The sequence below is a fragment of the Thiomonas sp. genome (assembly GCF_054608695.1).
Genome location: NZ_JBTRXV010000033.1, coordinates 1 through 23,615, shown reverse-complemented (window position 1 = coordinate 23,615; position 23,615 = coordinate 1). Strand labels below are relative to the sequence as shown.

Annotated in this window: 23 protein-coding genes; 16 read left to right on the top strand and 7 right to left on the bottom strand. The window is 67.0% G+C overall.

Going from position 1 to position 23,615, the window contains the following annotated elements; all coding sequences use genetic code 11:
- Positions 1 to 14 precede the first annotated feature (14 nt).
- A complete protein-coding gene (gene polA, locus ACYCUK_RS12165; RefSeq protein ID WP_461595020.1) occupies positions 15 to 2,810 on the bottom strand; it encodes a DNA polymerase I in 2,796 nt (931 codons plus the stop codon).
- Positions 2,811 to 2,920: 110 nt separating this feature from the next.
- Between polA and ACYCUK_RS12160 the strand changes: the two genes are divergently transcribed.
- The 7 genes from ACYCUK_RS12160 to ACYCUK_RS12130 all read left to right on the top strand — a co-directional run bounded on the left by ACYCUK_RS12160 (position 2,921) and on the right by ACYCUK_RS12130 (position 8,830).
- Positions 2,921 to 3,313, top strand: coding sequence for a hypothetical protein (locus tag ACYCUK_RS12160; protein ID WP_461595019.1), 393 nt, complete (start codon positions 2,921 to 2,923; stop codon positions 3,311 to 3,313).
- Between the two features lie 120 nt (positions 3,314 to 3,433).
- Positions 3,434 to 4,399, top strand: coding sequence for a homoserine kinase (locus ACYCUK_RS12155; RefSeq protein WP_461595018.1), 966 nt, complete (start codon positions 3,434 to 3,436; stop codon positions 4,397 to 4,399).
- 22 nt (positions 4,400 to 4,421) lie between these two features.
- Positions 4,422 to 5,711 carry a cytochrome P450 gene (locus ACYCUK_RS12150; RefSeq protein ID WP_461595017.1) on the top strand — a complete coding sequence of 430 codons (1,290 nt, stop codon included), beginning with the start codon at positions 4,422 to 4,424 and terminating at the stop codon, positions 5,709 to 5,711.
- A gap of 162 nt (positions 5,712 to 5,873) precedes the next feature.
- On the top strand, positions 5,874 to 6,689 hold the full coding sequence (locus tag ACYCUK_RS12145) for a BPSS1780 family membrane protein (protein WP_461595016.1): 816 nt from the start codon (positions 5,874 to 5,876) through the stop codon (positions 6,687 to 6,689).
- Between the two features lie 47 nt (positions 6,690 to 6,736).
- On the top strand, positions 6,737 to 7,381 hold the full coding sequence (locus tag ACYCUK_RS12140) for a LemA family protein (RefSeq protein ID WP_461595015.1): 645 nt from the start codon (positions 6,737 to 6,739) through the stop codon (positions 7,379 to 7,381).
- Between the two features lie 19 nt (positions 7,382 to 7,400).
- The gene (locus tag ACYCUK_RS12135) at positions 7,401 to 8,324 is read left to right on the top strand and encodes a TPM domain-containing protein (RefSeq protein WP_461595034.1); all 924 of its coding nucleotides are present in this window, start codon (positions 7,401 to 7,403) and stop codon (positions 8,322 to 8,324) included.
- 2 nt (positions 8,325 to 8,326) lie between these two features.
- Positions 8,327 to 8,830 carry a TPM domain-containing protein gene (locus ACYCUK_RS12130; RefSeq protein WP_461595014.1) on the top strand — a complete coding sequence of 168 codons (504 nt, stop codon included), beginning with the start codon at positions 8,327 to 8,329 and terminating at the stop codon, positions 8,828 to 8,830.
- Positions 8,831 to 8,894: 64 nt separating this feature from the next.
- Here the strand turns inward: ACYCUK_RS12130 and rfbD are convergent, their stop codons facing one another.
- Both rfbD and rfbB read right to left on the bottom strand, forming a co-directional pair.
- Positions 8,895 to 9,842 (bottom strand): dTDP-4-dehydrorhamnose reductase, encoded by a 948-nt coding sequence (rfbD, locus tag ACYCUK_RS12125; RefSeq protein ID WP_461595013.1) that lies wholly within the window; start codon positions 9,840 to 9,842, stop codon positions 8,895 to 8,897.
- Positions 9,839 to 10,924: a dTDP-glucose 4,6-dehydratase gene (gene rfbB / locus ACYCUK_RS12120; protein ID WP_461595012.1), complete on the bottom strand. Its 1,086-nt coding sequence runs from the start codon at positions 10,922 to 10,924 to the stop codon at positions 9,839 to 9,841. Before rfbB ends, rfbD begins: the two co-directional genes overlap by 4 nt.
- Before the next feature lie 163 nt (positions 10,925 to 11,087).
- Here rfbB and ACYCUK_RS12115 point away from each other — a divergent pair, with 163 nt between their 5' ends.
- Positions 11,088 to 12,341, top strand: coding sequence for a DUF4010 domain-containing protein (locus ACYCUK_RS12115; protein ID WP_461595011.1), 1,254 nt, complete (start codon positions 11,088 to 11,090; stop codon positions 12,339 to 12,341).
- Here the strand turns inward: ACYCUK_RS12115 and ACYCUK_RS12110 are convergent.
- The gene (locus tag ACYCUK_RS12110) at positions 12,338 to 12,556 is read right to left on the bottom strand and encodes a hypothetical protein (protein WP_461595039.1); all 219 of its coding nucleotides are present in this window, start codon (positions 12,554 to 12,556) and stop codon (positions 12,338 to 12,340) included. The two genes, ACYCUK_RS12115 and ACYCUK_RS12110, sit on opposite strands and share 4 nt — an antisense overlap.
- On the opposite strand from ACYCUK_RS12110, the gene ACYCUK_RS12105 reads away from it, so the two are divergent.
- Positions 12,455 to 12,763 carry a transposase family protein gene (locus tag ACYCUK_RS12105; protein WP_461595033.1) on the top strand — a complete coding sequence of 103 codons (309 nt, stop codon included), beginning with the start codon at positions 12,455 to 12,457 and terminating at the stop codon, positions 12,761 to 12,763. The two genes, ACYCUK_RS12110 and ACYCUK_RS12105, sit on opposite strands and share 102 nt — an antisense overlap.
- Here the strand turns inward: ACYCUK_RS12105 and ACYCUK_RS12100 are convergent.
- Positions 12,720 to 12,908 carry a type II toxin-antitoxin system RelB/DinJ family antitoxin gene (locus tag ACYCUK_RS12100; RefSeq protein ID WP_461595010.1) on the bottom strand — a complete coding sequence of 63 codons (189 nt, stop codon included), beginning with the start codon at positions 12,906 to 12,908 and terminating at the stop codon, positions 12,720 to 12,722. The two genes, ACYCUK_RS12105 and ACYCUK_RS12100, sit on opposite strands and share 44 nt — an antisense overlap.
- A gap of 519 nt (positions 12,909 to 13,427) precedes the next feature.
- Between ACYCUK_RS12100 and ACYCUK_RS12095 the strand changes: the two genes are divergently transcribed.
- From ACYCUK_RS12095 to ACYCUK_RS12085, 3 genes are read left to right on the top strand one after another with little or no spacing between them, the layout of a single operon-like run.
- Entirely contained in the window at positions 13,428 to 14,939 is a 1,512-nt protein-coding gene (locus ACYCUK_RS12095) for a phosphoheptose isomerase (protein WP_461595009.1), read from the top strand.
- Positions 14,936 to 16,456, top strand: a complete 1,521-nt coding sequence (lysS, locus tag ACYCUK_RS12090; RefSeq protein WP_461595008.1) for a lysine--tRNA ligase — start codon at positions 14,936 to 14,938, stop codon at positions 16,454 to 16,456. The genes ACYCUK_RS12095 and lysS overlap by 4 nt, the downstream gene beginning before the upstream one ends.
- 22 nt (positions 16,457 to 16,478) lie before the next feature.
- Positions 16,479 to 17,258 carry a spermine/spermidine synthase domain-containing protein gene (locus ACYCUK_RS12085; RefSeq protein WP_461595007.1) on the top strand — a complete coding sequence of 260 codons (780 nt, stop codon included), beginning with the start codon at positions 16,479 to 16,481 and terminating at the stop codon, positions 17,256 to 17,258.
- A 30-nt stretch (positions 17,259 to 17,288) separates the two neighbouring features.
- On the opposite strand, the gene ACYCUK_RS12080 is transcribed toward ACYCUK_RS12085, so the two are convergent.
- Entirely contained in the window at positions 17,289 to 17,528 is a 240-nt protein-coding gene (locus tag ACYCUK_RS12080) for a YdcH family protein (protein WP_461595006.1), read from the bottom strand.
- Between the two features lie 220 nt (positions 17,529 to 17,748).
- Here ACYCUK_RS12080 and ACYCUK_RS12075 point away from each other — a divergent pair, with 220 nt between their 5' ends.
- The 3 genes from ACYCUK_RS12075 to ACYCUK_RS12065 all read left to right on the top strand — a co-directional run bounded on the left by ACYCUK_RS12075 (position 17,749) and on the right by ACYCUK_RS12065 (position 20,396).
- Positions 17,749 to 18,249: a SixA phosphatase family protein gene (locus ACYCUK_RS12075; RefSeq protein ID WP_461595005.1), complete on the top strand. Its 501-nt coding sequence runs from the start codon at positions 17,749 to 17,751 to the stop codon at positions 18,247 to 18,249.
- 434 nt (positions 18,250 to 18,683) lie between these two features.
- Positions 18,684 to 19,493 carry a hypothetical protein gene (locus tag ACYCUK_RS12070; protein ID WP_461595004.1) on the top strand — a complete coding sequence of 270 codons (810 nt, stop codon included), beginning with the start codon at positions 18,684 to 18,686 and terminating at the stop codon, positions 19,491 to 19,493.
- Positions 19,494 to 19,550: 57 nt separating this feature from the next.
- Entirely contained in the window at positions 19,551 to 20,396 is an 846-nt protein-coding gene (locus ACYCUK_RS12065) for a GNAT family N-acetyltransferase (protein ID WP_461595003.1), read from the top strand.
- Positions 20,397 to 20,422: 26 nt separating this feature from the next.
- Here the strand turns inward: ACYCUK_RS12065 and ppx are convergent, their stop codons facing one another.
- Positions 20,423 to 21,949: an exopolyphosphatase gene (gene ppx / locus ACYCUK_RS12060; RefSeq protein WP_461595002.1), complete on the bottom strand. Its 1,527-nt coding sequence runs from the start codon at positions 21,947 to 21,949 to the stop codon at positions 20,423 to 20,425.
- Between the two features lie 145 nt (positions 21,950 to 22,094).
- On the opposite strand from ppx, the gene ppk1 reads away from it, so the two are divergent.
- On the top strand, positions 22,095 to 23,615 hold a 1,521-nt coding region (gene ppk1, locus ACYCUK_RS12055; protein WP_461595001.1), incomplete at its 3' end, for a polyphosphate kinase 1.

Genomic DNA, 23,615 nt, shown 5'->3' with positions numbered 1-23,615 from the left:
GGGATATAAGCGTATCAATGCGCCAGCTCCCAATTCACGCCCATGCCCAGTTCGGCCACCAGAGGCACGGACAACTGGGCCACGCTGGCCATCAAGCGCGGAATGTGCTCGCGCACCCAGGGCGCTTCGTCCTGCGGCACTTCGAGCACCAGCTCGTCATGCACCTGCATCACCACGCGGCTGCGCCGGCCCTGCTGCGTCAGCGCCCGATCGACCGCGATCATCGCCATCTTGATGAGATCGGCGGCCGTGCCCTGCATCGGCGCATTGATCGCCGCGCGCTCCGCACCAGCGCGGCGCGGGCCGTTGGGCGAGTTGATCTCGGCCAGCCACAGCCGCCTGCCGAACACGGTTTCCACATAGCCCTGGGCCTTGGCCTGGGCGCGGGTGCGATCCATGTATTGGGCCACGCCGGGATAGCGGGCGAAATAGCGGTCGATGTAGAGCTGCGCCGCGCTGCGCTCGAGGCCGAGATTGCGCGCCAGGCCGAAGGCGCTCATGCCATAGATCAAACCGAAATTGATGACCTTGGCCATGCGCCGCTGGTCGTTGCTGACCTCGATGGGGGTGACGCCGAAGATTTCCGCCGCGGTGGCGCGGTGAATGTCCTCCCCCTGCGCAAATGCCTCGAGCAGGCCCGCATCCTGCGACAGATGCGCCATGATGCGCAGTTCGATTTGCGAATAGTCGCTGGAGGCGATGAGCCAGCCTTCGGGCGCGATGAAAGCCTCGCGGATGCGCCGTCCTTGCGCGGTGCGTACCGGAATGTTCTGCAGGTTTGGATCGTTCGACGCCAGCCGCCCGGTCACGGCCACGGCCTGGGCATAGTTCGTATGCACCCTGCCCGTGGCCGGGTTGATCATCAGCGGCAGCTTTTCGGTGTAGGTGCTCTTGAGCTTGGCCAGGCTGCGGTGCTCGAGAATGACCTTGGGCAGCGGATAGTCTTCGGCCAGTTTCTCCAGCACTTCCTCGTCGGTCGAGGGCGCGCCGCCGGCGGTTTTTTTCTGCACCGGCAGATGCAGGCGGTCGAACAGGATTTCACCAATCTGCTTGGGGCTGCCCAGATTGAACGGCCCGCCCGCCAGTTCATAGGCCTGGGCTTCGAGCCGTTGAATCTCCCGCCCGAGTTCGGTGCTCTGCGCCCGCAGCACTTCACCGTCCACCAGCACGCCGGTGCGCTCCACCCGCTGCAGCACCTCGCTCACCTGCATTTCGAGGGCGTAAATGCGTCTGAGCCCGGCGTCGGCTTCGATGCGCGGCCACAGCAGTTGGTGCACCTGCAGGCAGAGGTCGGAGTCCTCGCCGCTGTAGCGCGTGGCAATGTCCAGATCGACCTGATCGAAGGTGATGGCCTTGGCGCCTTTGCCGCACACCTGCTCATAGCTCAAGGTGTCGTCGCGGCCCAGGTGGCGGGCCACCAGGCTGTCGAGGCTGTGTGGCTTGTGCGCCTCCAGCACATAACTCTGCAGCAAGGTGTCGTGGGCATAGCCACGCACGGCGATGCCGGCATTGGCCAGCACATGCCGGTCGTACTTGCTGTTTTGGCCAAGCTTGGGTTTGTCAACGTTTTCCAGCCAGGGCTTGAGCCGCGCCAGCGCCTCGGCCAGCGGCAGTTGCGGCGGAGCATCCGCGTAGCGATGCGCGAGCGCAATGTAAGCGGCTTCGCCGGGCCGTACGCACAGCGAAATGCCCACCAGGCGCGCGCGCATCGGGTCGAGCGAATCGGTCTCGGTGTCGATGGCCGTGAGCGCGGCGGCGTCGATGCGCGCCAGCCAGTCGTCGAACTGGGCCCATGTCAGCACGCAGGTGTAATGGCCGGGCAGGCGCGGTGACGTTGAAGCTGCGGGGCCAGCTGCGACGTCGGCCGACGCTGGCGCGGAGGCTTCATCCGACAGCAGCGAAGCCTGCGCGGACGGCCGCGCGGCTTGCAACTCGTGGGTGAACTTTTTCAGGCCGTAGCGCGTGAAAAAAGGCAGCAGCCCGGCGGCGTTTTCCGGCGCGAGCTGCAGGTCGGCCTCAATGTCGCGGGCGTAGCCGTCCAGATCGCAATCGGTGGCGATGGTCACCAGCTTGCGCGCCGTGGGCAGCCAGTCCAGGGCGTCGCGCAGGCTCTGGCCGACGGCACCGGGAATCGCGTCGGCGTGGGCAATGATGCCGTCGAGCGAGCCGTATCGGGTCAGCCATTTCACCGCCGTTTTCGGCCCGACCTTGCTCACGCCCGGGACGTTGTCGACCGCGTCGCCCACCAGGGTGAGGTAATCGACGATGCGCTCGGGCGGCACACCAAACTTGGCCAGCACACCGGCAACGTCCTGCACCTCGTTGCTCATGGTGTTGACCAGGGTGATGTGGTCGTTCACCAGTTGCGCCAGGTCTTTGTCGCCGGTGGACACCAGGGTGCGCAGCCCCAGGGCGTGCGCGCGCACGGCAAGGGTGCCGATGACGTCGTCGGCCTCGACTCCCGGTACCTCCAGAAGCGGCCAGCCCATCAGCCGAACCGCCTCGTGGATGACGCCGATCTGCTGCGCCAACTCGGGCGGCATGGGTGCGCGCTGCGCCTTGTAGTTGGCGTACATGGCGTCGCGGAAGGTGGGGCCTTTGGCGTCGAACACGCAAGCCGCAAAACGGTAGCCTTTGGCCGGCGGGTACTGCTCGCGCAGGCGCCGCAGCATGGCCACCATGCCGTAGAGCGCGCCGGTGGGTTCGCCCTGCGGGCTGCGCAAATCGGGCATGGCGTGGAAGGCGCGGTAGAGGTAGCTGGAGCCATCCACCAGCAGCAGGGTCGTGGCGTTGTCGGGTCGGGTCGTCATGGGCGGGATTATCGGCTGCGGCCGCACCAGACAACGCCACCCACGACAGGCCCGGGCCTGCCATGCTGCTGCGCCGGCGGCGAGATGTGCCGGCCGTTAAAATCAGCGGCATGAAACTCCCCCGCATGACCGTACGAATCGCCGCTCAGCTCGCCACATGCTCAGCCTTGCTCGCAGTGCTTGGCTGGAGCGGCGCGCAAGCCTGGGCGCTGCCCCCCTCGCCGGCCAGTTCCTCGCCGCGCAGCGGTCTGTCCCCGGCGGCGCGTCTGGCCGACACCCAGCCCGCGCCCAAATTCCCGGAGCCGGTGGTGCGCAACCATGTGACGCAGGACCGCTCGGTGCGCATTCAGGAGCAACAGGTGCGCGGGGCCACCACCCAAATTCACGTGCAACCGCTGCACGGCGGCCCGGCCTACAACATCGTGCCGCCCGATGTGTCGTCCAGCACCGACCCGGCCAATATGCAAGGCCGCATGCAGTGGACCATCGGCACCTTCAAATGACCGTGGGCCGGTTCCACGGCCAGCGCCCGCAGCAAGCTCCTTTGCCCTCCCTGCCACCCCGCCCCGTCGTTGTGCAATGTGGCCGCGTTGGCAGCATGAATCACCGGCACTGATCTCCCCATGGCCGTCTTCACCCCGCTCGACGCAGCCGAAGTCCAAGCCTTCCTGAACGGTTTCGATCTCGGCCCGCTGACCGAGTTGCAAGGGATTGCCAGCGGCATCGAGAACACCAACTATTTCGTCACCACCACGCGCGGGCGCTTCGTGCTGACGCTGTTCGAGCGCCTGAACGCCGAGCAGCTTCCGTTTTATCTGCAACTCATGCATCACCTCGCAGCGCACGCCATTCCCGTGCCCGACCCGATGGCCGACCGCGACGGTCGCATCCTGCATCAGCTCAAGGGCAAACCGGCAGCGCTGGTCACGCGCCTGCCCGGCCATAGCGAGCTGCAGCCCAGGACCACGCATTGCGCGCAAATCGGCACCTGCCTGGCCCGCATGCATCTGGCGGCGAGGGGCTTTCCGCTGCAGCAAGCCAATCTCCGCGGCCTGGCCTGGCAGCAGCAGACCATTCCGCTGGTGCTGCCGCACCTCGGCATGGAGCAGCGCACCTTGCTGCAAGACGAACTCGCCCACCAAACCGCATTGGCCGCCAGCCCCGCGTTCGCGCAGTTGCCGCGCAGCGCCGTGCATGCCGATCTGTTCCGCGACAACGCCTTGTTCGAAGACGGCCGGCTCTCGGGCGTGTTCGACTGGTATTTCGCCGGCAGCGACACCTGGGTGTTCGATCTGGCCGTGGCTCTGAACGACTGGTGCATCGACCTGCCCAGCGGCGCGCTGGACGCGGCGCGCAGCAAGGCCCTGCTCGATGCCTACCAACACGTGCGTCCCTTGCAGGCCACGGAATCGGCCTTGCTGCCCGACGCCTTGCGCGCCGCGGCGCTGCGCTTCTGGACCTCGCGCCTGGCCGACTTTCACTTGCCGCGCGACGCCCATCTGCTGAAAGCTCACGACCCCGCGCATTTCGAGCGCGTGCTGCGCCAGCGCGTCCGGGCCGTGAACCACGGGGCATCGCTGATTGCCTGAAGCATGACAGGAAGGACGCGGCATGCAGCGCCATCTGGACACAGGACATACCCCGGCCCCGGAACAGCAGCGCCATTTGTCCGATCTTCCCGGGCCGCGAGGGCTACCTTGGCTGGGTCAGGCGTTGCGGCTTCGCCCTGCCAGGCTGCATCTCCAGCTTGAAGCCTGGGGCCGGCAATACGGGCCTTGCTACCAGTGCCGCTTCGGCCAGCGCGCGATTCTGGTCGTGGCCGACCATGCCACCATTCAGACGCTGTTGCGCAAACGGCCCGAGCGCTTTCGCCGGCCCCTGCTGGGTGGGCGCATCGCGCGTGAAATGGGCTTCGACGAAGGCCTTTTCTTCGCCAACGACGAGGTCTGGCAGCGCCAGCGCCGCATGGTCATGGCCGGTCTCGACCCCGGCCATGTCAAGGCCTATTTCCCCACCCTGCTGAACGTGACCTTGCGCCGGCGTTCACGCTGGCGGGCTGCTGCGCAGAACGGGGCTCGGATCGACTTGCAGGCCGACCTCATGCGCTTCACCGTGGATGCCAGCGCCGGCCTGGCCTTCGGTGTGGACGTCAACACCCTCGACTCCGACGACGACGTCATTCAGCAGCATCTGAACCGCATCTTCCCGAAGCTGCACAAGCGTGGTTTGGCGCTGCTGCCCTACTGGCGCTATGTCCGCCTGCCCTCGGACCGCGCGCTGGACCGCAGCGTCGCCGCCGTGCAGGAGGCGATTCGGGGTTTCATCGCCGGCGCCCGCCACCGCATGCAACTCGACCCCAGCCTGCGCGAGCAGCCGCGCAATCTGCTCGAAGCCATGATCTGCGCTGCGGACCGGGCGGACAGCGACGTCAACGATCACGACGTGGCTGGCAACGTCATCGTGCTGCTGCTGGCTGGAGAAGACACCACGGCCAACACCCTGGCGTGGATGATCGAACTGCTGCATCGCCACCCGGAGGCGCTGGAGCGTGCCCGCGCCGAAGTGCGCAGCCTGGCGCCCGACCCTGCAGGCTTCACCCCCGAGCAAATGGCCGCGCTGGACTACCTCGACGCCTGCGCCCAAGAGACCATGCGCCTCAAGCGCGTCAGCATGCCTTTCGGTGCCGGGCCGCGCATCTGTCCCGGGCGCTACCTGGCCTTGCTGGAGATGAACATGGCCATGGCCATGTTGCTCAGCAGCTTCGGGATCGAAACCGTCGCCCCGGCCGAGGGCGGCACCACGCGCGAACACCTGTCCTTCAGCATGGGGCCGGTTGGTTTGCGCATGCGTTTGCGCCCATTGCACGGAGAGTTTCAACGGCTGTCCGCCAACGGCGCGTGACGGTCGCGTGGCCCCATCCGTTGTCAGGCGCGCTTCTACAATCCCGATGCGTTCTGCCTCGCCTTGTCTCTGCGCACGCAGTCCTCGCGCAACTTCCCCGCTTCAGCTTCATTGCCGCCTCCCATTCCAAGTTGTACTTCTGCCCGTCCAGGGCTCATCGCCATGCAACTGCGCACCGTCCCCGCCCGCGAGGGCCTGAGCTGGGTCAAGCTGGGTTTTGTCTGGCTGTTTCGCCAGCCCTGGAGCGCCATGATGATGATGGGCAGCTACATCCTCGTCGTCGGGCTGTTTTCCATGCTGCCGGTGCTGGGCGGCCTGGTGCCATTGCTGGTGGTGCAAATCGCCACCGTGGGTTTCTTGCTGGCGTCACGAAAAATCGCGCGTGGCGAAGCTGTGTGGCCCACCGTGCTGCTGACCGGGCTGCGTGAAAGCCGCTCGCGTGTGCGCGCGCTGCTGGCTTTGGGCGTGCTCTATGCCGCCGCCGTGGTGGGCGTGCTCGCCGTGGCTTCGCTGATGGACGGCGGAGCGTTGCTGCGCCTGCTGCTGTTCGGCGCCATGCCGGCGCAGGCCCTGGTGAAAAGCGGCGTGCTGCGTGATGCCGCGCTGCTGGCCACACTCAGCTACATCCCGGTGTCCATGGCCTTTTGGTTCGCGCCGCCGCTGGTGAGCTGGCATGGCATGGGGCCTTGGCAAGCCCTGTTCACCAGCTTCGTCATTTGCCTGCGCAATGTGCGCGCCTTCATGCTCTACAGCATGCAGTGGTTCGTGTTGTTTGCCACCATTCCGCTGTTGGTGGTGACACTGGCCCAGGTGGTGGGGGCCAGCGCCGAAGTGGCCACTTTACTGAGCTTTCCCGTGGCCTTGATGCTGTTCCTGGCCTTCATCCTGTCGTTCTACGGCAGCGTGCAAAGCCTGCTGCCGGATTCGGAACCCAGTCCTGTGGCGTTGCGTGGCAGGCCGCCGCAAGCGCCGAACTGAGGTCGAGATATGCCGATACCGTATGCTTCGGTTTGTCACATCTTGACATGCCGAACGACGAGGTCACCATGCGCCGACTGCTGCTTGCCGCCCTGCTGTTGCTCACCGCCGCCTTGAGCGGCTGCGGCTACAACGCACTGCAACGCCAGGATGAACAGGTCAAAGCCTCCTGGGCCGAAGTTCTCAACCAGTACCAGCGCCGCGCCGATCTGGTGCCGAACCTGGTGGCCACGGTGAAAGGCTACGCCAGCCATGAAAAAGACGTGCTGACGGAAGTGACTGCGGCGCGCGCCTCGGTGGGCTCCATCCAGGCCACGCCGGAATTGGTGAACGACCCCGCAGCCTTCGCCAAATTCCAGGCTGCCCAGCAGCGAATGACCAGCGCGCTGTCGCGTCTGCTCGTGGTGTCGGAGAACTATCCGCAGCTCAAGGCCGACGCCTCGTTCCGCGACCTGCAGGCCCAGCTCGAGGGCACGGAAAACCGCATCACCGTGGCGCGCATGCGCTACATCGAGGCGGTGCAGGCCTACAACAACACGGTGCGCCAGTTCCCCGGCAACCTCACCGCCATGGCGTTCGGCTACAAGACCAAGGCCAGCTTCACGGTGGACAACGAAAAAGCCATCGCCACGCCGCCCACGGTCGACTTTGGCTCCACCTCCCCGAAGCCGAAGCCAGCGGCCTCGCCGTGAGCGCGCAAGCATGAACGCCATGGAGTCTGCCGCCATGCGGCATAGCGGCAGGCGAGTTGCTGCCGCTATCAGCTTCAAGGGCTGGCTGCGTCGCAGGTCTGGTGGGTGTCATGGCTTGCTGCTCGGCCTGCTGCTGTCGGCAGGCACGGCCCTGCTGCCCGCCTGGGCTCTGGTGGCCGTGCCACCGCTCACCGCGCCCGTCACCGACCTTACCGGCACCCTGAGCGCCGCCCAGGTGCAGGCGTTGGACCAGCAACTGCAGGCCTTCGCCACGCGCAAGGGCAGCCAGATCGCGGTGCTGATCGTGCCCACCACGCAGCCCGAGGCGATCGAGCAATATTCCATACGCGTCACCGACGCCTGGAAGCTGGGGCGCAAAGGCGTTGACGACGGCGTGCTGCTGCTCGTGGCCAAGGACGACCGCGCGGTGCGCATCGAGGTGGGTTACGGGCTGGAAGGCACCATCCCCGACGCCATCGCCAAGCGCATCGTGGCCGAGACCATCACGCCGGACTTCAAAGCGGGAAACTTCGATGCCGGCATCCAGGCCGGAGTGAGCCAGCTCATGCGCCTGATCGACGGCGAGCCCTTACCGCCGCCTCGACCGGCTGCTGCACACAACCAGGGGCCGCCACTGCAGATGGCCTTGTTCGTGGTGTTCGGCGCCGTGGTGCTGGGCCAGGCGCTGCGCGCCGTTCTCGGCCGCGTGCTCGGCGCCGGTGCTTCGGCCGTCGCCGCCGGCATCGGCGGCTGGCTGCTGATCGGCTCCGGATTGCTGGCTGGAGGGGCGGCGCTGCTGGCCTTTTTCGCCGTGTTGAGTGGCATGCGCTTTGGCGGGCCGGGCGGTTTCGGCGGGGGTGGCCTCGGCGGCGGCAATGGTGGTGGCGGATTCTCCGGCGGCGGCGGCGGCTTCGGCGGCGGCGGCGCCTCGGGGCGGTGGTAGACATGAAGACCAAGCACTGGCTGCGCCATGCCTTCTACCCCACGGCGCGGGTTCACACGGTGTTTCCGCGATCCGCCATGAAGGCCATTGCCCAGGCGATTCATGCCGCCGAAAGCCGGCATGACGGCGAGATCCGGGTGGCCCTGGAAGGTGCCCTTGACTGGCCAGAACTCTGGCGCGGCATCACGCCGCGAGCGCGCGCCATCGAGCTGTTTGCACGGCTTCACGTCTGGGACACCGCCGACAACAACGGCGTGCTGATTTACCTGCTGCTGGCCGAGCGCGCCGTGGAAATCGTTGCCGATCGCGGCATCGCATCCCGGGTTGAGCCCGCGCAGTGGCAGGCCCTGTGCCGCAGCATGGAGCAAGGCTTGCGCGAAGGCCGGCATCTCGACGCGGTGCTTGCCGGTGTGGCCGGCGTCAGCGCCTTGCTGGCCGAGCATTCCACGGCGCCAACCCAGCGTCGCAACGAACTCAGCGACTGGCCGGTGGTCGTCAAGCGTTGACGCCCCTTCGTGCGTCAAGGCCAGGCTGGATCAGCCCTGGCCTTCACCACTTCAGCCCCGAGCCTCAGCCCTGCAAGGCCACCTCGGCCAGCATGCGCTGGACCTGAAGCTGCCACTGCGGCAGCGCAATGCCCAACGTGGCCTGCAGCCGATCGCAGTCCAGCCTGGAATTGGCCGGGCGTGGCGCGGGCAGCGGGTAATCGACCGTGGCGATGGGCTCCACCGCTTCGGCCGCGCAGCGCAACGCCACGCCTTGGGCCGCGGCCTGCTGCAGCACGAACTGGGCATAGCCGTGCCAGGAGGTGCTGCCGCTGGCGGTGAGGTGGTAGAGGCCGGGCTGGGTCCATACGGCAGTGGCGAACGTTGCATCGGTCCGCACCCGGTGCAAGGCCAGCGCAGTGACGTCGGCAATGAGTTCGGCGCTGGTTGGGGCGCCGAACTGGTCGGCGACCACGCGCAGATGTTCTCGCTCGCGCGCCAGCTTGAGCATGGTCTTGGCGAAGTTGCCGCCACGCGCGGCGTAGACCCACGAAGTGCGGAACATGAAGTGGCGGCAACCGCTGGCGGCGATGGCTTGTTCGCCCGCCAGCTTGCTGCGGCCATAGACGCTTCGCGGCTTGGGGGCATCAAGCTCGGTGTAGGGCGCCGGCTTGGTGCCGTCGAACACGTAGTCGGTGGAGTAATGCACCAGCCAGGCTTGATGGGCCGCCGCGTAATCGGCCAGAAGTTTGGGGGCTTCGGCGTTGATGCGGGCGGCAAGCCCGGGCTCGCTCTCGGCCTTGTCCACCGCGGTATAGGCCGCGGCATTGACGATGATGTCGGGCTGCTCGCGCTCGAGCGTGGCGCGCAGCGCGGGCAAGTCGCCCAGATCGGCCTGGGTGCGGTTCATCGCCAGCACCGAGCCCAAAGGGAGCAAGGCCCGGCGCAACTCCCAGCCGAGCTGGCCATCGGCACCCAGCAGCAGGATGCATGGCGGATGGCTGGTGTGGGCAGGCAGAACGTCGACGCTCATGCTGCGGCGCCTGAGGCGTGCACAACGCTGCCATACTGTTTGCCGACCCACTGCCGATACGCCCCGCTGGTGACATGCGCCACCCAGTCGGCATGGTCCAGATACCACTGCACCGTGCGCTTCAGGCCCGTGGCGAAGGTTTCCTGCGGCCTCCAGCCGAGTTCGGCTTCGATCTTGCGGGCGTCGATGGCGTAGCGGCGGTCGTGGCCGGGACGGTCGGCGACGAAGGCGATCTGGGTCGCGTAGCTGCGGCCATCGGCTCTGGGGCGCAACTGGTCGAGCAGATGGCACAAGGTGTGCACCACGTCGAGGTTGCGCACTTCGTTGCAGCCGCCCACGTTGTAGGTCTCGCCGAGCTTGCCGGCCTGGAGCACGCGGCCAATCGCACGGCAGTGGTCTTCGACATACAGCCAGTCGCGCACGTTCTGGCCGTCGCCATACACCGGCAGGGCTTTGCCGGCCAGGGCGTTGTGGATCATCAGCGGGATGAGCTTTTCGGGAAACTGGTAGGGGCCGTAGTTGTTGGAGCAGTTGGTGGTGAGCACGGGCAGGCCGTAGGTGTGGCGCCAGGCGCGCACGAGGTGGTCTGCTCCGGCCTTGCTGGCGGCGTAGGGGCTGTTGGGGGCGTAGGGGGTGGTCTCGCTGAAGGCGGGGTCGGTGGGTGAGAGTGACCCATAGACCTCGTCGGTGGAGACGTGGAGGAAGCGAAACCCAGCCTTCTCGCCTTCGGGCAGCGCCGTCCAGTAGGCGCGGGTGGCTTCGAGCAGTTCGAAGGTGCCGTGGATGTTGGTGCGGATGAAGTCGCCGGGGCCGTGGATGGAGCGGTCGACATGGCTTTCCGCAGCGAAGTGCAGCACGGCGCGGGGACGGTGCGTGGCGAGCAGCGCGGCAATGGCCGGGCGGTCGGCGATGTCGACCTGGGCAAACCCGTAGCGCGCATCGGCCTGCACGCTGGCCAGGCTCTCCAGATTGCCGGCGTAGGTCAGGGCGTCGAGCACGAGCACGGCCTCGTCGCTGTGGCCCAGCCAGTGGTGCACGAAATTGGCGCCGATGAAGCCGGCTCCTCCGGTGATGATGATCATTGGAAACCTCGCTGATGGGAATATGGCGCGGGGCGGCTGCCGCCGTGGCCCTTGCCCAAGGCCTAGCCGGCCGATCGGGGGATTCTATGAAGGCACGCGCCTGGCTCCCGCCGCGCGGCTTCGACCGGCTTGAAACCATGGCCGCCTGGGGCACAATCCGCGCATGGACAGCAGCGCATGGCAACTCTCGGGCTGGGCCGCCGCCATCGGAGCCGGGCTGCTCATCGGCATCGAGCGCGAACGCAGCCAGAACGCGGCAGAGCAAAGCCCCGCGGGCATGCGCAGTTTCCTGCTCGCGGCGCTGGCGGGCGCCGTGGCCGGCACGCTGGGCCCCGTGGCCCTGGGCGTGACGCTGGTCGCCGTGGCGCTGCACAGCTACGCCGGCTACGTGCAAACGCGCGCCCAGGACCCGGGCCTGACCACCGAGCTGGCGCTGCTGCTGACCCTGCTGCTGGGCGCGCTGGCGATGCGGGCTCCCGCGCTTGCCGCCGGGCTCGCGGTGCTGGTGTCCCTGGTCCTGTGGGCCAAACCCCAACTGCATGGCTTCGTCCGCAGCGTGCTCACCGAGCCGGAAATCACGCATGGCCTGCTGCTGGCCGCGGCGGTGCTCGTGGTGCTGCCGCTGCTGCCGGATCGCCCGCTGCCCTGGCTGGCCGGGCTGAATCCGCATGCGCTTTGGCTGCTCGCGGTGCTGCTGATGCTGGTGCAGACCCTGGGGCATCTGGCCATGCGCAGGTTCGGCAGGTCGCGCGGGCTGGCCCTGGCGGGTCTGGCGGGAGGTTTCGTCTCCAGCACGGCGACCATCGCCGGCATGGCGCAGCGCGCCCGCGAACAGCCCGAGCTGCGCGCAGCCTGCCTTGGCGCCGCGCAGCTTTCCAATCTGGCCACGGTCATCGAGCTGGCCGTGATCGTCGGCGTCCTCGACGCCGGGCTGCTGCCCCTGTTCTGGCCGGCGCTGCTGGCTTATGGGGCGGGAGCCGCCGTCGCGGCGTTTTGGGCGCTGGGATGGAAAGTCCCCGAGGCCGGCGTCGGCGGGCAGGACGCATGGCTGTCGCAGCGCCCGTTCAATCCGCGCAGCGCCCTGCTGTTCGCGCTGTTGCTGTCCCTGCTCCTGCTGCTGGCCACGCAAGCCATCGCCGTGTTCGGAGCCCAGGGCGTGGTGCTCGCCCTGGGCCTGGCCGGCTTTGCCGACGCGCATGCGGCGTCGGCCTCCGCGGCCCAGCTCGCGGCGAGCGGACTGCTGTCCGACACGCTGGCCCTCACGGCCATGGCCGCCGCGGTCAGTTGCAACGCCGTCAGCAAGGTCTTCGCCGGATTTCTCGGCGGCGACGGCACATTCGGCTGGACCGTGGCGGTTTCGCAGGCCGGTCTGCTCGCCCTGCTCTGGCTGGGTGTGCTCGTGCATCTGCCGCTTTAAGAAATTGGCTCCTCGGCCATTCCATGGCTGGCAAGTTCACTTGCATCCACCCCGCGCGCAAGCGCTGGAAGTGCGTGGGCTGCGGCGGCACGTTCCTGCATCCTTTGGACTGGATCGGCGACGACCGCCGTGCGAGCAAGCGCTTTGTCGATCGCATCGCCACCCTCTCTCTGGAGCGCACGTTCTCGGACCTTGCGCGGGAGTATGGTGTTCATGAGAAAACCGTGCGCAACAAACATCTTCTACGGCCGCCATGCCGAGGCGATCAACATCCTTCGCTTCGAGTCGCCCGAGTACCCGGGCATCGACGGGATCAAGTTCGCGCGGTGCTGTCCCTTGGCCTCGCGCTTGGCGTCGCGCTTGAAAGCGGACAAGCGCTCAATCACCCGCATGCAAGTCCTGCATCAGGTCGTCCACGCTAGCGAACCGCCTGCCTCGACCCGATTCGAGCTCTGCCATGGCCTTGCGCGTGGTCGCGTTCGGAGCCTTGACCTCGAAAGGCAGGCGCCGCTCATCTGCGACGCACAGCAGCAGCAATCGAATCGCGTCCGCGATGGACAGACCCATTGCGCTCAGCGCATCGGCAGCACATGCCGGTTCATCGGCGAGGCGGGTGCCTGACGCCCGCAGGTTTGTCCGGCCTCTCCCACGCACGCATCCAAGCCATCCCACACCAGGGACATTTCAGCAGGCCCTATGGATGTTTGCCAAATCCGTGAGAGTCCGAACCCCTCCCCACCCCAACCCAACCCTCCCCATACATGGGGAGGGGGCCGCCTCCTCCTCCCCCACCTCGCGGGGGAGGCCGGGAGGGGGAGCTTTGTGCGCCGCCTTGAGTCTGCCGCCCATTCCGGAAATCTCAATCGGCACGGGCAGGGACGCATTCCCGCACTGCACTGTTCTCCGAAGAGCCAAGAGATTTCCAGGACGGTGGATCGATAGAATCGAGCGGCTGCAGCCTCATCCAGAAAGAACCCGCGCGGCCGGGCAAGGCGCCTGCGCCATCGCCATCCTGTCGCAACCCATCGATCCAGCCCATCGCCACGCGTGGGATAAGCACAGGCGTTCACGGACGCCCCTGACAACATGCCATTGCCCACCACCATCGACACCTCAGGGCTGCGCCTGGAATTCGCCCGTCACGGCGCCCAGGCGCTGGCCACGGCACGCACGACCTTGGCGGCCTTGCCCCACTGCCCGACCGACCTGGTGAGCAATATCGTGCTCAACGGCAGCGAGGGCCGGCCGGCCTGGCATCTGCTCTCGCGCCTGGGCGCCAAGGGTGGCGATGCCGCGGCACAAGCGGCGACCGACTTCCTGCATGCCGAACACGCGCGCATGGCCGACTGGGCCGAGCGCCTTGTGGGCGGTGGCGCAGGAAACGCGCCGCTGGACATCATCCACCTCGGCGCGGGCGGTTCCGAGACCCCCATGCTGGCGCTGTTCACCGCCCTGTCGGTGCAGCAGGCACCACGCTGCCGCGTCCATTGGGTGGCGAACCTGGACGGCGCGACGCTGGACGCGGCCCTGGACGCCGCCAATCCGGCCCGCACCTGGGTGCTGATCAACAGCAAGTCCTTCCGCACCCAGGAGGTGATGCGCAATGCCGCAGAAGTCATACGCTGGCTGGCGGGTCACCTGGGTCCCGAAGCCGCGCGCAGCCGCCTCGTCGCGCTGACCTCGAACGCAGACCTGGCCCAGGAGCGCTTCGGCATGCCCGCCGAGCAGGTGTTCCGCACCCTGCCCGAGATCGGCGGACGCTTCTCGGTGTGGAGCGCGCATGGACTGGTGCTGCTGCTGGCCTTCGGCCGCGCGACCGTGGAACGACTGCATGCCGGCGCCCGCGCGATGGACGAGCATTTCCTGACGACGCCGCTGGACCAGAGCGCGCCAGGGCTGCTCGCAGGGCTGTCGCACGCGTATCGCGTGCGCTTCGGCCTGCCCCTGCTGTCCATCGGACTGTACGGCGACGCCTTCTCCCACATGCCGCTGTACCTGCAGCAACTGCTCATGGAGTCGCTGGGCAAGTCCACCAGCGCCGACGGGCTGCTGCCGGTCCATGTCAGCGGGCCGGCGGTCATCAGCGGCGTGGGCACGCCGGTGCAGCACACCTACTTCCAGCTCCTGCACCAGGCCGCGGTGCCGGTGTTCCACGAAATCGTCGCCGTGGTGCGGCCCTGGCATGCGCGCCTGCCCGAGCATCTGGCCCTGCTGGCGAACGCCCTGGGCCAGGCCGACGCCCTGTGGCACGGCAAGGACGCATCGAGCTGGCAGACCGAGCTGATGGCCCAGGGCATGCCGCCCGAAGCTGCCGCGCGCGCCGCGCGCCACCGCGCCTGCCCGGGAGGCAGACCATCCACCTTCATCTGGATGGAGCAGCTTTCGGCCTATCACCTGGGCGCGCTGCTGGCGCTGTATGAACACCGCACCGTGGTGGAGGGCTGGCTGTACGGCATCAACCCCTTCGACCAGTGGGGCGTTGAACTCGGCAAGACCCTGGCGGCGCGCATCGAACATGCCCTGCTGGCGCAAGACGCCCAAGGACTGAGCGCGGAAACCGCGGCTTCGTTGCACTATCTACGAGAACAATACGCATGACTTCCAACAAGAACGACAGCCCGGCCGACGCGAGCCAGGCCGGACACGGCACACTCCTGGCCGAGCGGCGGCAGAAGCTCGCGGCGCTGCGCACCCAGGAACCCGCCTACCCGAACGACTTCAAGCCCGGCGCACAGGCCGCCGACCTGCATGCCGAATACGGCGCGATGGACGCCGAAACCCTGCAGGCCCAGGCCGTGCGGGTCAAGATTGCCGGGCGCCTGATGCTCAAGCGCGTGATGGGCAAGGCCAGCTTCGGCACCCTGCAGGACGGCAGCGGCCGCATGCAGATCTACGTCACCAACGACCACGCCGGGGAGGCCGGCCACGCGGCGTTCAAGCATTTCGACCTGGGCGACATCCTCGGCTGCGAGGGGCTGCTGTTCAAGACCCGCACCGGCGAACTCACCGTGCAGGCCGGCAGCGTGCGCCTGCTGGCGAAAAATCTGCAGCCCCTGCCGGACAAGTTCCACGGCCTGGAAGACGTGGAAACCCGCTACCGCCAGCGTTATGTGGACCTCGTGGTGACCCCCGAGTCGCGCCAGCGCTTCGTGCGGCGCGGCCAGATCGTCTCGGCGCTGCGCCACGAAATGGAAGAGGCCGGTTTCGTCGAGGTGGAAACGCCCATGCTGCACCCGATTCCGGGCGGCGCCAACGCCAAGCCCTTCGCCACCCACCACAACGCGCTGGACCAGCAGATGTTCCTGCGCATCGCGCCCGAGCTCTACCTCAAGCGCCTGCTGGTCGGCGGCTTCGAGCGCGTGTTCGAGATCAACCGCAACTTCCGCAACGAAGGCATCTCGGTGCGCCACAACCCCGAGTTCACCATGATGGAGTTCTATTGCGCCTACTGGAACCACCGCGACGTGATGGACTACACCGAAGCGCTCATCCGCCAGGCCGCCATTCGCGCCTGCGGCACCGCGCGCCTGCCCTACCAGGGCCGCGAGGTCGATCTCGAATCGCCCTTCGCCCGGCTGAGCGTGCGCGATTCGCTGGTGCAAGTCGCCGGGCTCAGCCTGGCCGGAGCCGCTGATCCCGCCGTGCTGCGCGAGCGCATCCAGGCCGCCGGCGAAAAGGCCCCGGCGCACTGGAGCCTGGCCGAGCTGCAATTCGGCCTGTTCGAGGCGGTGGTGGAAGCACAGCTCTGGCAGCCCACCTTCATCGTCGACTATCCGGTGGAAGTCTCGCCGCTGGCGCGCGCCAGCGATGCCGACCCCGGCATCGCCGAGCGCTTCGAGCTGTTCGCCACCGGGCGCGAGATCGCCAACGGCTTTTCCGAACTCAACGACCCCGAGGACCAGGCCGCGCGCTTCGCCGCCCAGGTGGCGAACAAGGACGCCGGCGACGAGGAAGCGATGTATTACGACGCCGACTACATCCGCGCGCTCGAAGTGGGCATGCCGCCCGCGGGCGGCTGCGGCATCGGCATCGACCGGCTGGTGATGCTGCTGACCGACGCCCCGAGCATTCGCGACGTCATCCTGTTCCCAGCCTTGCGCCGCCAGGCCGGCTGAACGCGAAGTTGCAGCCGCCGCCATGAAACGTTTGCGCCAGAGGCCCGCCGGCCAGCCCTTCATCTGCCAGGAGCGCGGCGAAGTTTCGCTGCATTTCGGCATGGCCACGGTGCAAAGCCGCATGCGTGTGGCCACACCCGACAAACTGGTGCTGGACTACACCCGCGGCATGATGGCCTTCCTGCTGCTGGCGCCCGAACCCAGGCATATCGTCATGCTGGGTCTGGGTGGCGGCTCGCTGGCGAAATACTGCCACGCCCATCTGCGCCACACCCGATTCACGGCGCTGGAAATCAGCCCCGAGGTCATCGCCATGCGCGACTTGTTCGCCATCCCGCCCGACGACGACCGGCTGCAGGTGCTGTGCATCGACGGCGCCGCCTGGCTGTATGACAACCCGGCTTGCTGCGACGTCCTCATGCTCGACGGCTTCGACGCCGACGGACTGCCGCCCGCGTTGTGCAGCCAAGCCTTCTTCGACGACTGTGCCGCCGCGCTGCAGCCCGGCGGTGTGCTGGTGTCGAACATCTGGGCCAAGGACAGCCTGCGTGCCGTTCTGGTGGAACGGCTGCGCCAGAGCTTCGGCGACCATGTCGCCACCATCCTGGCGGAGGACGGCGAAAACACCATTGCTCTGGCCAGCAAGCAGGCCGCCATGCCATGCGCAGCCGAGTTGCATGAGCGCGCCCGCCAACTCTCGGCCAAGCATGCGGTGGACCTGAGCAGTAGCGCCGCCAAATTGGCGCAGGCCCTGGCCACGGCACCCAAGGCGAGCGCGTTGCGCGAACCCGCCACGCTTTGACCGGGCGATCGTCTTTGCGCGACCGCGGCTTCAGCTCTGGCGCAGCAGGGCCACGATCTCATCCTTGAGCTTGAGCCGATCCAGCCGCAGCGTGTGAAGCTGCGCATCGCTGGCCGATTCCTTGCCGCGCTCGATGCGCACGATTTCCGCGCTCACCGCATCGAAGCGCGCACACAGCGCGTCGAAATGGCCATTGCGTTCCCGCAGGGCGACGATGGCTTTCGCCTCCTCGGGAAATTCGCGCAGCAAATCATGGTGATCCATCCACATGGCGGGCTCCAGGTTGTCCGTCTGCCGATCTTAGGGCCTGTCCACCCCGGCCCGACCGCAGCATTGCATGCTCGGCCTTGAACGCGGCCGAGTGCAAGCCGTGGCGCACATCAGCATACTTCTGCCAGCTTGTCGCGCTGTCACAAACCTTGGGTAAAGTCAGAGCATCGCCGAGCACCGGCGAGACCTGCCGTACACACGACCGAGCGAGGCCGAGCTGATGAGTCCACCCCTGCATGTGATTTTCTGGCGCCATGCCGAAGCCGAAGACATCGACGCTGACGCTGATGTCAAAGCCGCCAGCCAGGCTGATCTGCGCCGCGCCCTCACCCGCCAGGGCCGACGCGACGCCAGCCGTGTGGCCGCATGGATCAAGGCCCATGTACCCAAACCCTGGGTGGTGTGCGCCAGCCCCGCACTGCGCGCACGACAGACGGCGATGGCGCTGGTGGACTACCCGGTGGACGAACCGCGCCTGGCGCCCGACTGTGGTGTGGACGATCTGTTGGCCGTGATCGCCGATCACGACGACGCCCACAGCGCCCTGGTGCTGTGCGGCCACCAGCCCACCATGGGCAGCGCCGCGTTGCGCTGGCTCAGCGGTTGCGAACAAGCCTTCAGCCTGCGCAAGAGCGGGCTCGTCTGGGTGGCCGAGCGCCAGCGCGAAAGCGCCTCCGCCCGCATGCTGCGCGCCTGCATCAGCGCCGATCTGCTGGATTGAGGCGAGCGACCCTCGGCACTTCGCGCAGGGCGATGACCACGACCCAATGCGAAATCTGCAACCAAAAATTTCTGCGGCTTGAGCCGCCAGCCCTTCAGCGGCTATCGTCACTGCGATGAGGGTGGTGCTGCCCCATGCTGGCGCACGCAAGTTCGCCTCCTGCGGCACGTGAACCGCGCTCCGCCCCGCAGTGCGCACTTGGGCACCACGGCGCAGGCTTCGTGACGACGAAAGGTCAGCCATGGCTTCCCTCCCCATGCAGCGCGCAGGCGCCATGCCTGAATTGCGTGGCTTGGCGCCGAGCGCAGCCCGGCCGCTCCCAGAGCCCTGGACGTGGTGCGCGCCAGCGACTTGCCCTATGCCGATTTTCTCCGGCATTACCTGCGCGCCAACCGGCCCGTGGTCATCGACAACGCCGTGACGCCTGGCCCGCGTTGCAAAAATGGACGCCGCACTATTTCAAGCAGCACTTCGGCCAGCATCAGGTCCAGGTGTCGTACACCAAGCGCATGGCCTTCGCCAATTTTGCCGGCGCCGTGCCGGCCTCCAGCGAGCAGCACCCTGGCCCCTATTTGTACCGGCTGTTCTTCCACGAGCACTTGCCCGAGTTGCTGCCCGACCTCATCCCGCAGAACGTCTACGGCTTTCCGCTGCGCCATGTCAGCCCCTTGATGCCTGAGCGCTGGAGGCGCTCCGACGGTTTTCTCAAACTGCTGATGGGCGGGCCCGGCAGCAAGTTTCCGGTGACGCACTACGACCTGGAACACGCCCATGCGCAGATCACCGGGCAGATGATTTTCATCCCCATGGGCTGGTGGCGCGCGGCGCGGCCGCTTTCCGTCTCCATTTCGGTTTGCACCGCCATCATGGACCGCTCGAATTGGCCCGGTTTCGTGCGCGACGTCTGCGCCACCCCGGAAGGTCGACCATTCAAGCGCCTGCTCAAACGCGGCCATCTGATCTGGACTGGAGAGCGCCGGCGCCGTGATGCGCGCGATGGGGAGCCTGCAAACGACAGCTCCAGGCCTGGCCCGCGCCCTTGTCTTTCCGGCCAAGCTCGCACCCATCTCCGCCGAAGTCAGCCCCGAGCCTTCGGCACGGCCGTTGAACATCCGCATTCCCACGGCCTGAGGCCGCAAGAGGCTGCATCCCGGCCTCTCGCACGACGCTGTGCGCCGGCTCCGACAGGCTGGGGCAGCCTGGTGAGCGACGCGTCTGAAACGTGTCATCACAATGTCATGTGACCATCATCGAACCGTCACATCCTGTTCGTATCGTATCGATAGGAACAGGAGCCATCGATGCACAAACACCAAGAAATCGGGCCGAGCGCACTGGCCTTTCACGAACCCGCATTGGCCCATGGGAGAAGCCAGGGCCATGCCGCGCGCAGAACTGCTGCGGGCGCCGAGCACGCTGCCGGCTGCGCAGGCCTGACCATGGCCTGGGCGCGCCAGCCGCACGAGGTGCGCGAAGCCCAGCGGCTGCGCTGGAAAGTGTTCGCTGAAGAACTTGGGGCGCGCATCGCCACGCCTTCGCCAGGTTTCGACATCGACATCTTCGACCCTTATTGCGACCACCTGCTGGTGCGCAGCGCCGAGGGCTTGCTGGTGGGCACTTACCGCGTGCTGCCGCCGCACCAGGCCCAACGCGTGGGCGGACTGTATTCAGAGACCGAGTTCGACATCACCCGTCTGGTCCACCTGCGCCCGCGCCTGCTGGAACTGGGACGCTCCTGCGTGCACCAGGGCTACCGCAGCGGCGCCGTCATCATGGCGTTGTGGGCCGGGCTGGCGCATTACATGCAAAGCAACGGGCTGGACGCGATGATCGGCTGTGCCAGTGTGTCCATGCGCGACGGCGGGCATTACGCCGCCAGCCTCTGGGCGCGGCTGCGCAAGACCCATCTGGCAGCGGTGGAGGATCACATGCAACCGCGCCTGCCGCTGCCGGTGGGTAGCCTGCGGCAGGATTTGCCGGCCGAAGCCCCGCCGCTGCTCAAAGGCTATTTGCGGGTGGGAGCAAGGATCTGCGGCGCGCCCGCCTGGGACCCGGACTTCAACACCGCCGACTTCCCTTTGCTGATGCGCCTGGCCGATGTGAACCCACGCTATGCGCGCCATTTCCTGAGTGCCGCAGAAGCCTGAGCGGGCGTGGCCGCCGCGCGCTGGCATCAAGCCGTCGCAACGGTGTCGAGTTGCAGCTCGACGCCGGCGCGCTGCCATTCCGCAACTTCCTGCTCCAGGCTGTACTGCGTCAACGGCGAGGCTTTCAACCAACGTGCGCTGGCCTCGATGCGCGCGCCCAGCACACCGCTCTTGCCCGCGCCCGGCAGCAGCCGCAGACCACCGGGTTCGACATCGTGGCGATTGCGCGCCATGAGCACGGCCAGACGCAGCGCCAGCACGGCGCGCAGGTCCAGGTTGATGGTGTCCAGGCCGCCGAGCTTCTTCAGCTTGCCGCCGTGGCTCAGCACCATGTCGGCCATGGTCGCCTGCTCGCTGCGGGAAAAACCGGGCATGTCGGCATTGGCCACGATATAGGCCGAATGCTTGTGATACGCGCTGTGGGAAATGGACAGCCCCACCTCGTGCAATGCGGCCGCCCAGCGCAGCGTTTGCTGCTGGGTCGAGGTCGCTTCCGGGTTGATCTGCAGGAACAGCGCCAGCGCCTGCTCCTCCACACGCCCGGCCTGTTTCACGTCCACGGCGTATCGCTGCATGAACTGCTGCACGGTGAGTTCGCGCATGTCCTGCTGCTGCTCGCGGCCCAGCAGGTCGTACAGCACCCCCAGGCGCAAGCCGGCGTCCGTGGCTTCCATGTCCTTGATGCCGAGTTCCTCGAACACCCCGAGCATGATGGCCAGGCCGCCCGGCGCCACGGCAATGCGGTCGGACTTGAGACCGACCATCTTCAGGGTTTCAAGGTTGCCGGCACGCACATAGATTTTGCGCAACTCGCGCAGGCCGGCGCGGGTGATGCCGAGCGACTGTCCATGCGGATTGAGCTGGTTGCCGACCAGGATGTCGGCCAGCGCCCGCGCCGTGCCGCTGGAGCCAACGGCGTTGGTCCAGCCGGTTTTGCGGAAGGCGCTCGCGATGATTTGCACCTCGCGCCGGGCGGCCAGTTCGGCGGCCTTCATGCGCTGCTCATCCACCAGTCCGCCGGGGAAGAAATCGCGGCTCATGGAGACGCAGCCGATGTAGAGCGACTCCATCAACCGGGGCTCATGGCCCTGGCCGATGATGAATTCCGTGGAGCCGCCGCCAATGTCCACCACCAGCCGGTTGCCCGCCGCGGGCGCCACCGAATGCGCCGCGCCGATATAGACCAGCCGCGCCTCCTCGCGCCCGGCGATGACCTCGATGGGAAATCCCAGGGCCGCTTGCGCGCGCTCCAGAAACACATGGGCGTTCTTCGCCACCCGCACCGCGTTGGTGGCCACGGCGCGCACCCGCTCCGGCTGGAACTGGCGCAGGCGCTCGCCGAAGCGGCTGAGCGTGACCAGGGCGCGCTGTTGCGACTCTTCGGTGAGGTTCTTGTTCGCATCCAGCCCCGCGCCCAGGCGCACCGGTTCGCGCAACGAATCCAGCGGATAGATCTGTGCGCCGTGGCTGTTCTCGCTGGCCTTGCCCACCAGCATGCGAAAACTGTTGGAGCCGAGATCGACCGCTGCCAAGTGTTGAATGTTCAGGGACATGGGGGCGATTGCAATACTGGAAAATGACAGGCATTTGAAGCTGTCATGCTGATTTCATCAAAGAATGACATCCTAAGCGCTAGTCTTCTTGTTTTCGTCCTGTCCTGTCCGGCCCGGCAAACCCGCGCCTCGTCTTGCTCCGCACATGCCCGACCACCCCGATCCACGACTGCTCAACCGCGAACTCGGCATTCTCGCCTTCAACCGCAGGGTGCTGGCGCAGGCTCAGGATGCAGCCATTCCGCCGCTGGAACGCCTGCGCTATCTGTGCATCGTCTCGTCGAACATGGACGAATTCTTCGAGACCCGCGTGGCGCAACTGCAAGATCTGCTGGAGCACGACGCCAACAGCATGACGCCCGACGGGCTGCGCGTGATCGATGCGCTGCAACTCGTCGCGGAGGAGGCGCACGCCCTGGTCGCCGAGAAGTACCGTGTGCTGCAACAAGGCATCTATCCCCTGCTGCAATCGGTGGGCATACGCTTCGTCACCAGCGGCGAATGGACGCCGGCGCAACAGCATTGGGCGCGCAGCTATTTCGAGCGCGAGGTGATGCCCGTGCTCACCCCCATCGGCCTCGACCCGGCGCACCCCTTCCCCAAGGTGCTGAACAAAAGCCTGAACTTCGCCCTGCTGCTGGACGGCACCGATGCCTTCGGCCGCAATGTCGACCTCGGCATCATCCAGGCGCCGCGCGCCCTGCCCCGGGTGCTGGCGATGCCGCAGGAGGTGGGCCAGCACCGCTACAGCTTCGTGCTGCTGTCGTCGCTGATGCAGGCTTTCGCCGGTGATCTGTTCAGAGGCTTGAGCGTGCTTGGCGTGCACCAGTTCCGCGTCACGCGCAACAGCGAACTGTTCGTCGACGATGACGAAATCACCAATCTGCGCACCGCCCTGCAGGGCGAACTCCGGGCCCGCCATTACGGCGACGCCGTGCGCCTGGAGGTTGCCGCCGGCTGCCCGCAGCCCCTGGTGGAGCGGCTGATGCGCGAGAACGGGCTGAAGCCTGAGGACTGCTATCCGGTGGACGGGCCGGTGAATTTGATGCGCCTGCAAACCGTCATCGACATGGTGGCCGAGCCGACGCTGAAATACATCCCGCACACACCGGCCCCCATCCCGCATTGGCCGGGGGCCGGTGCCGAGGTCTTCGATCGCATTCGCGCCGCCGACGTGCTGCTGCACCATCCCTACGACGAGTTCGCCCCGGTGGTGGACCTGGTGCGCGCCGCCGCGCGCGACCCCGACGTGCTGGCCATCAAGCAGACCATTTACCGCGCCGGCCACAACTCGGCGCTGATGGAGGCCCTGATCGAAGGCGCCCGCAACGGCAAGGAAGTGACCGTGGTGCTGGAGCTGATGGCGCGGCTCGACGAGGAAACCAACATCAACTGGGCCGCGCGCCTGGAGGCCGAAGGCGCGCATGTGGTGTACGGCGTGGTGGGCTTCAAATGCCATGCCAAGATGCTGATGGTGGTGCGGCGCGAGAAGCGCGGCCGGCGCTCGCCGCAGTTGTGCCGCTACGTGCATGTGAGCACTGGCAATTACCACATTCGCACCGCCAGCCTCTACACCGATTTCGGCCTGATGACGGCCGACGAGGCCATTTGCGCCGACGTCAACCAGGTGTTCCTGGAAATCACCGGCTCATCGCAGTTCGAACCG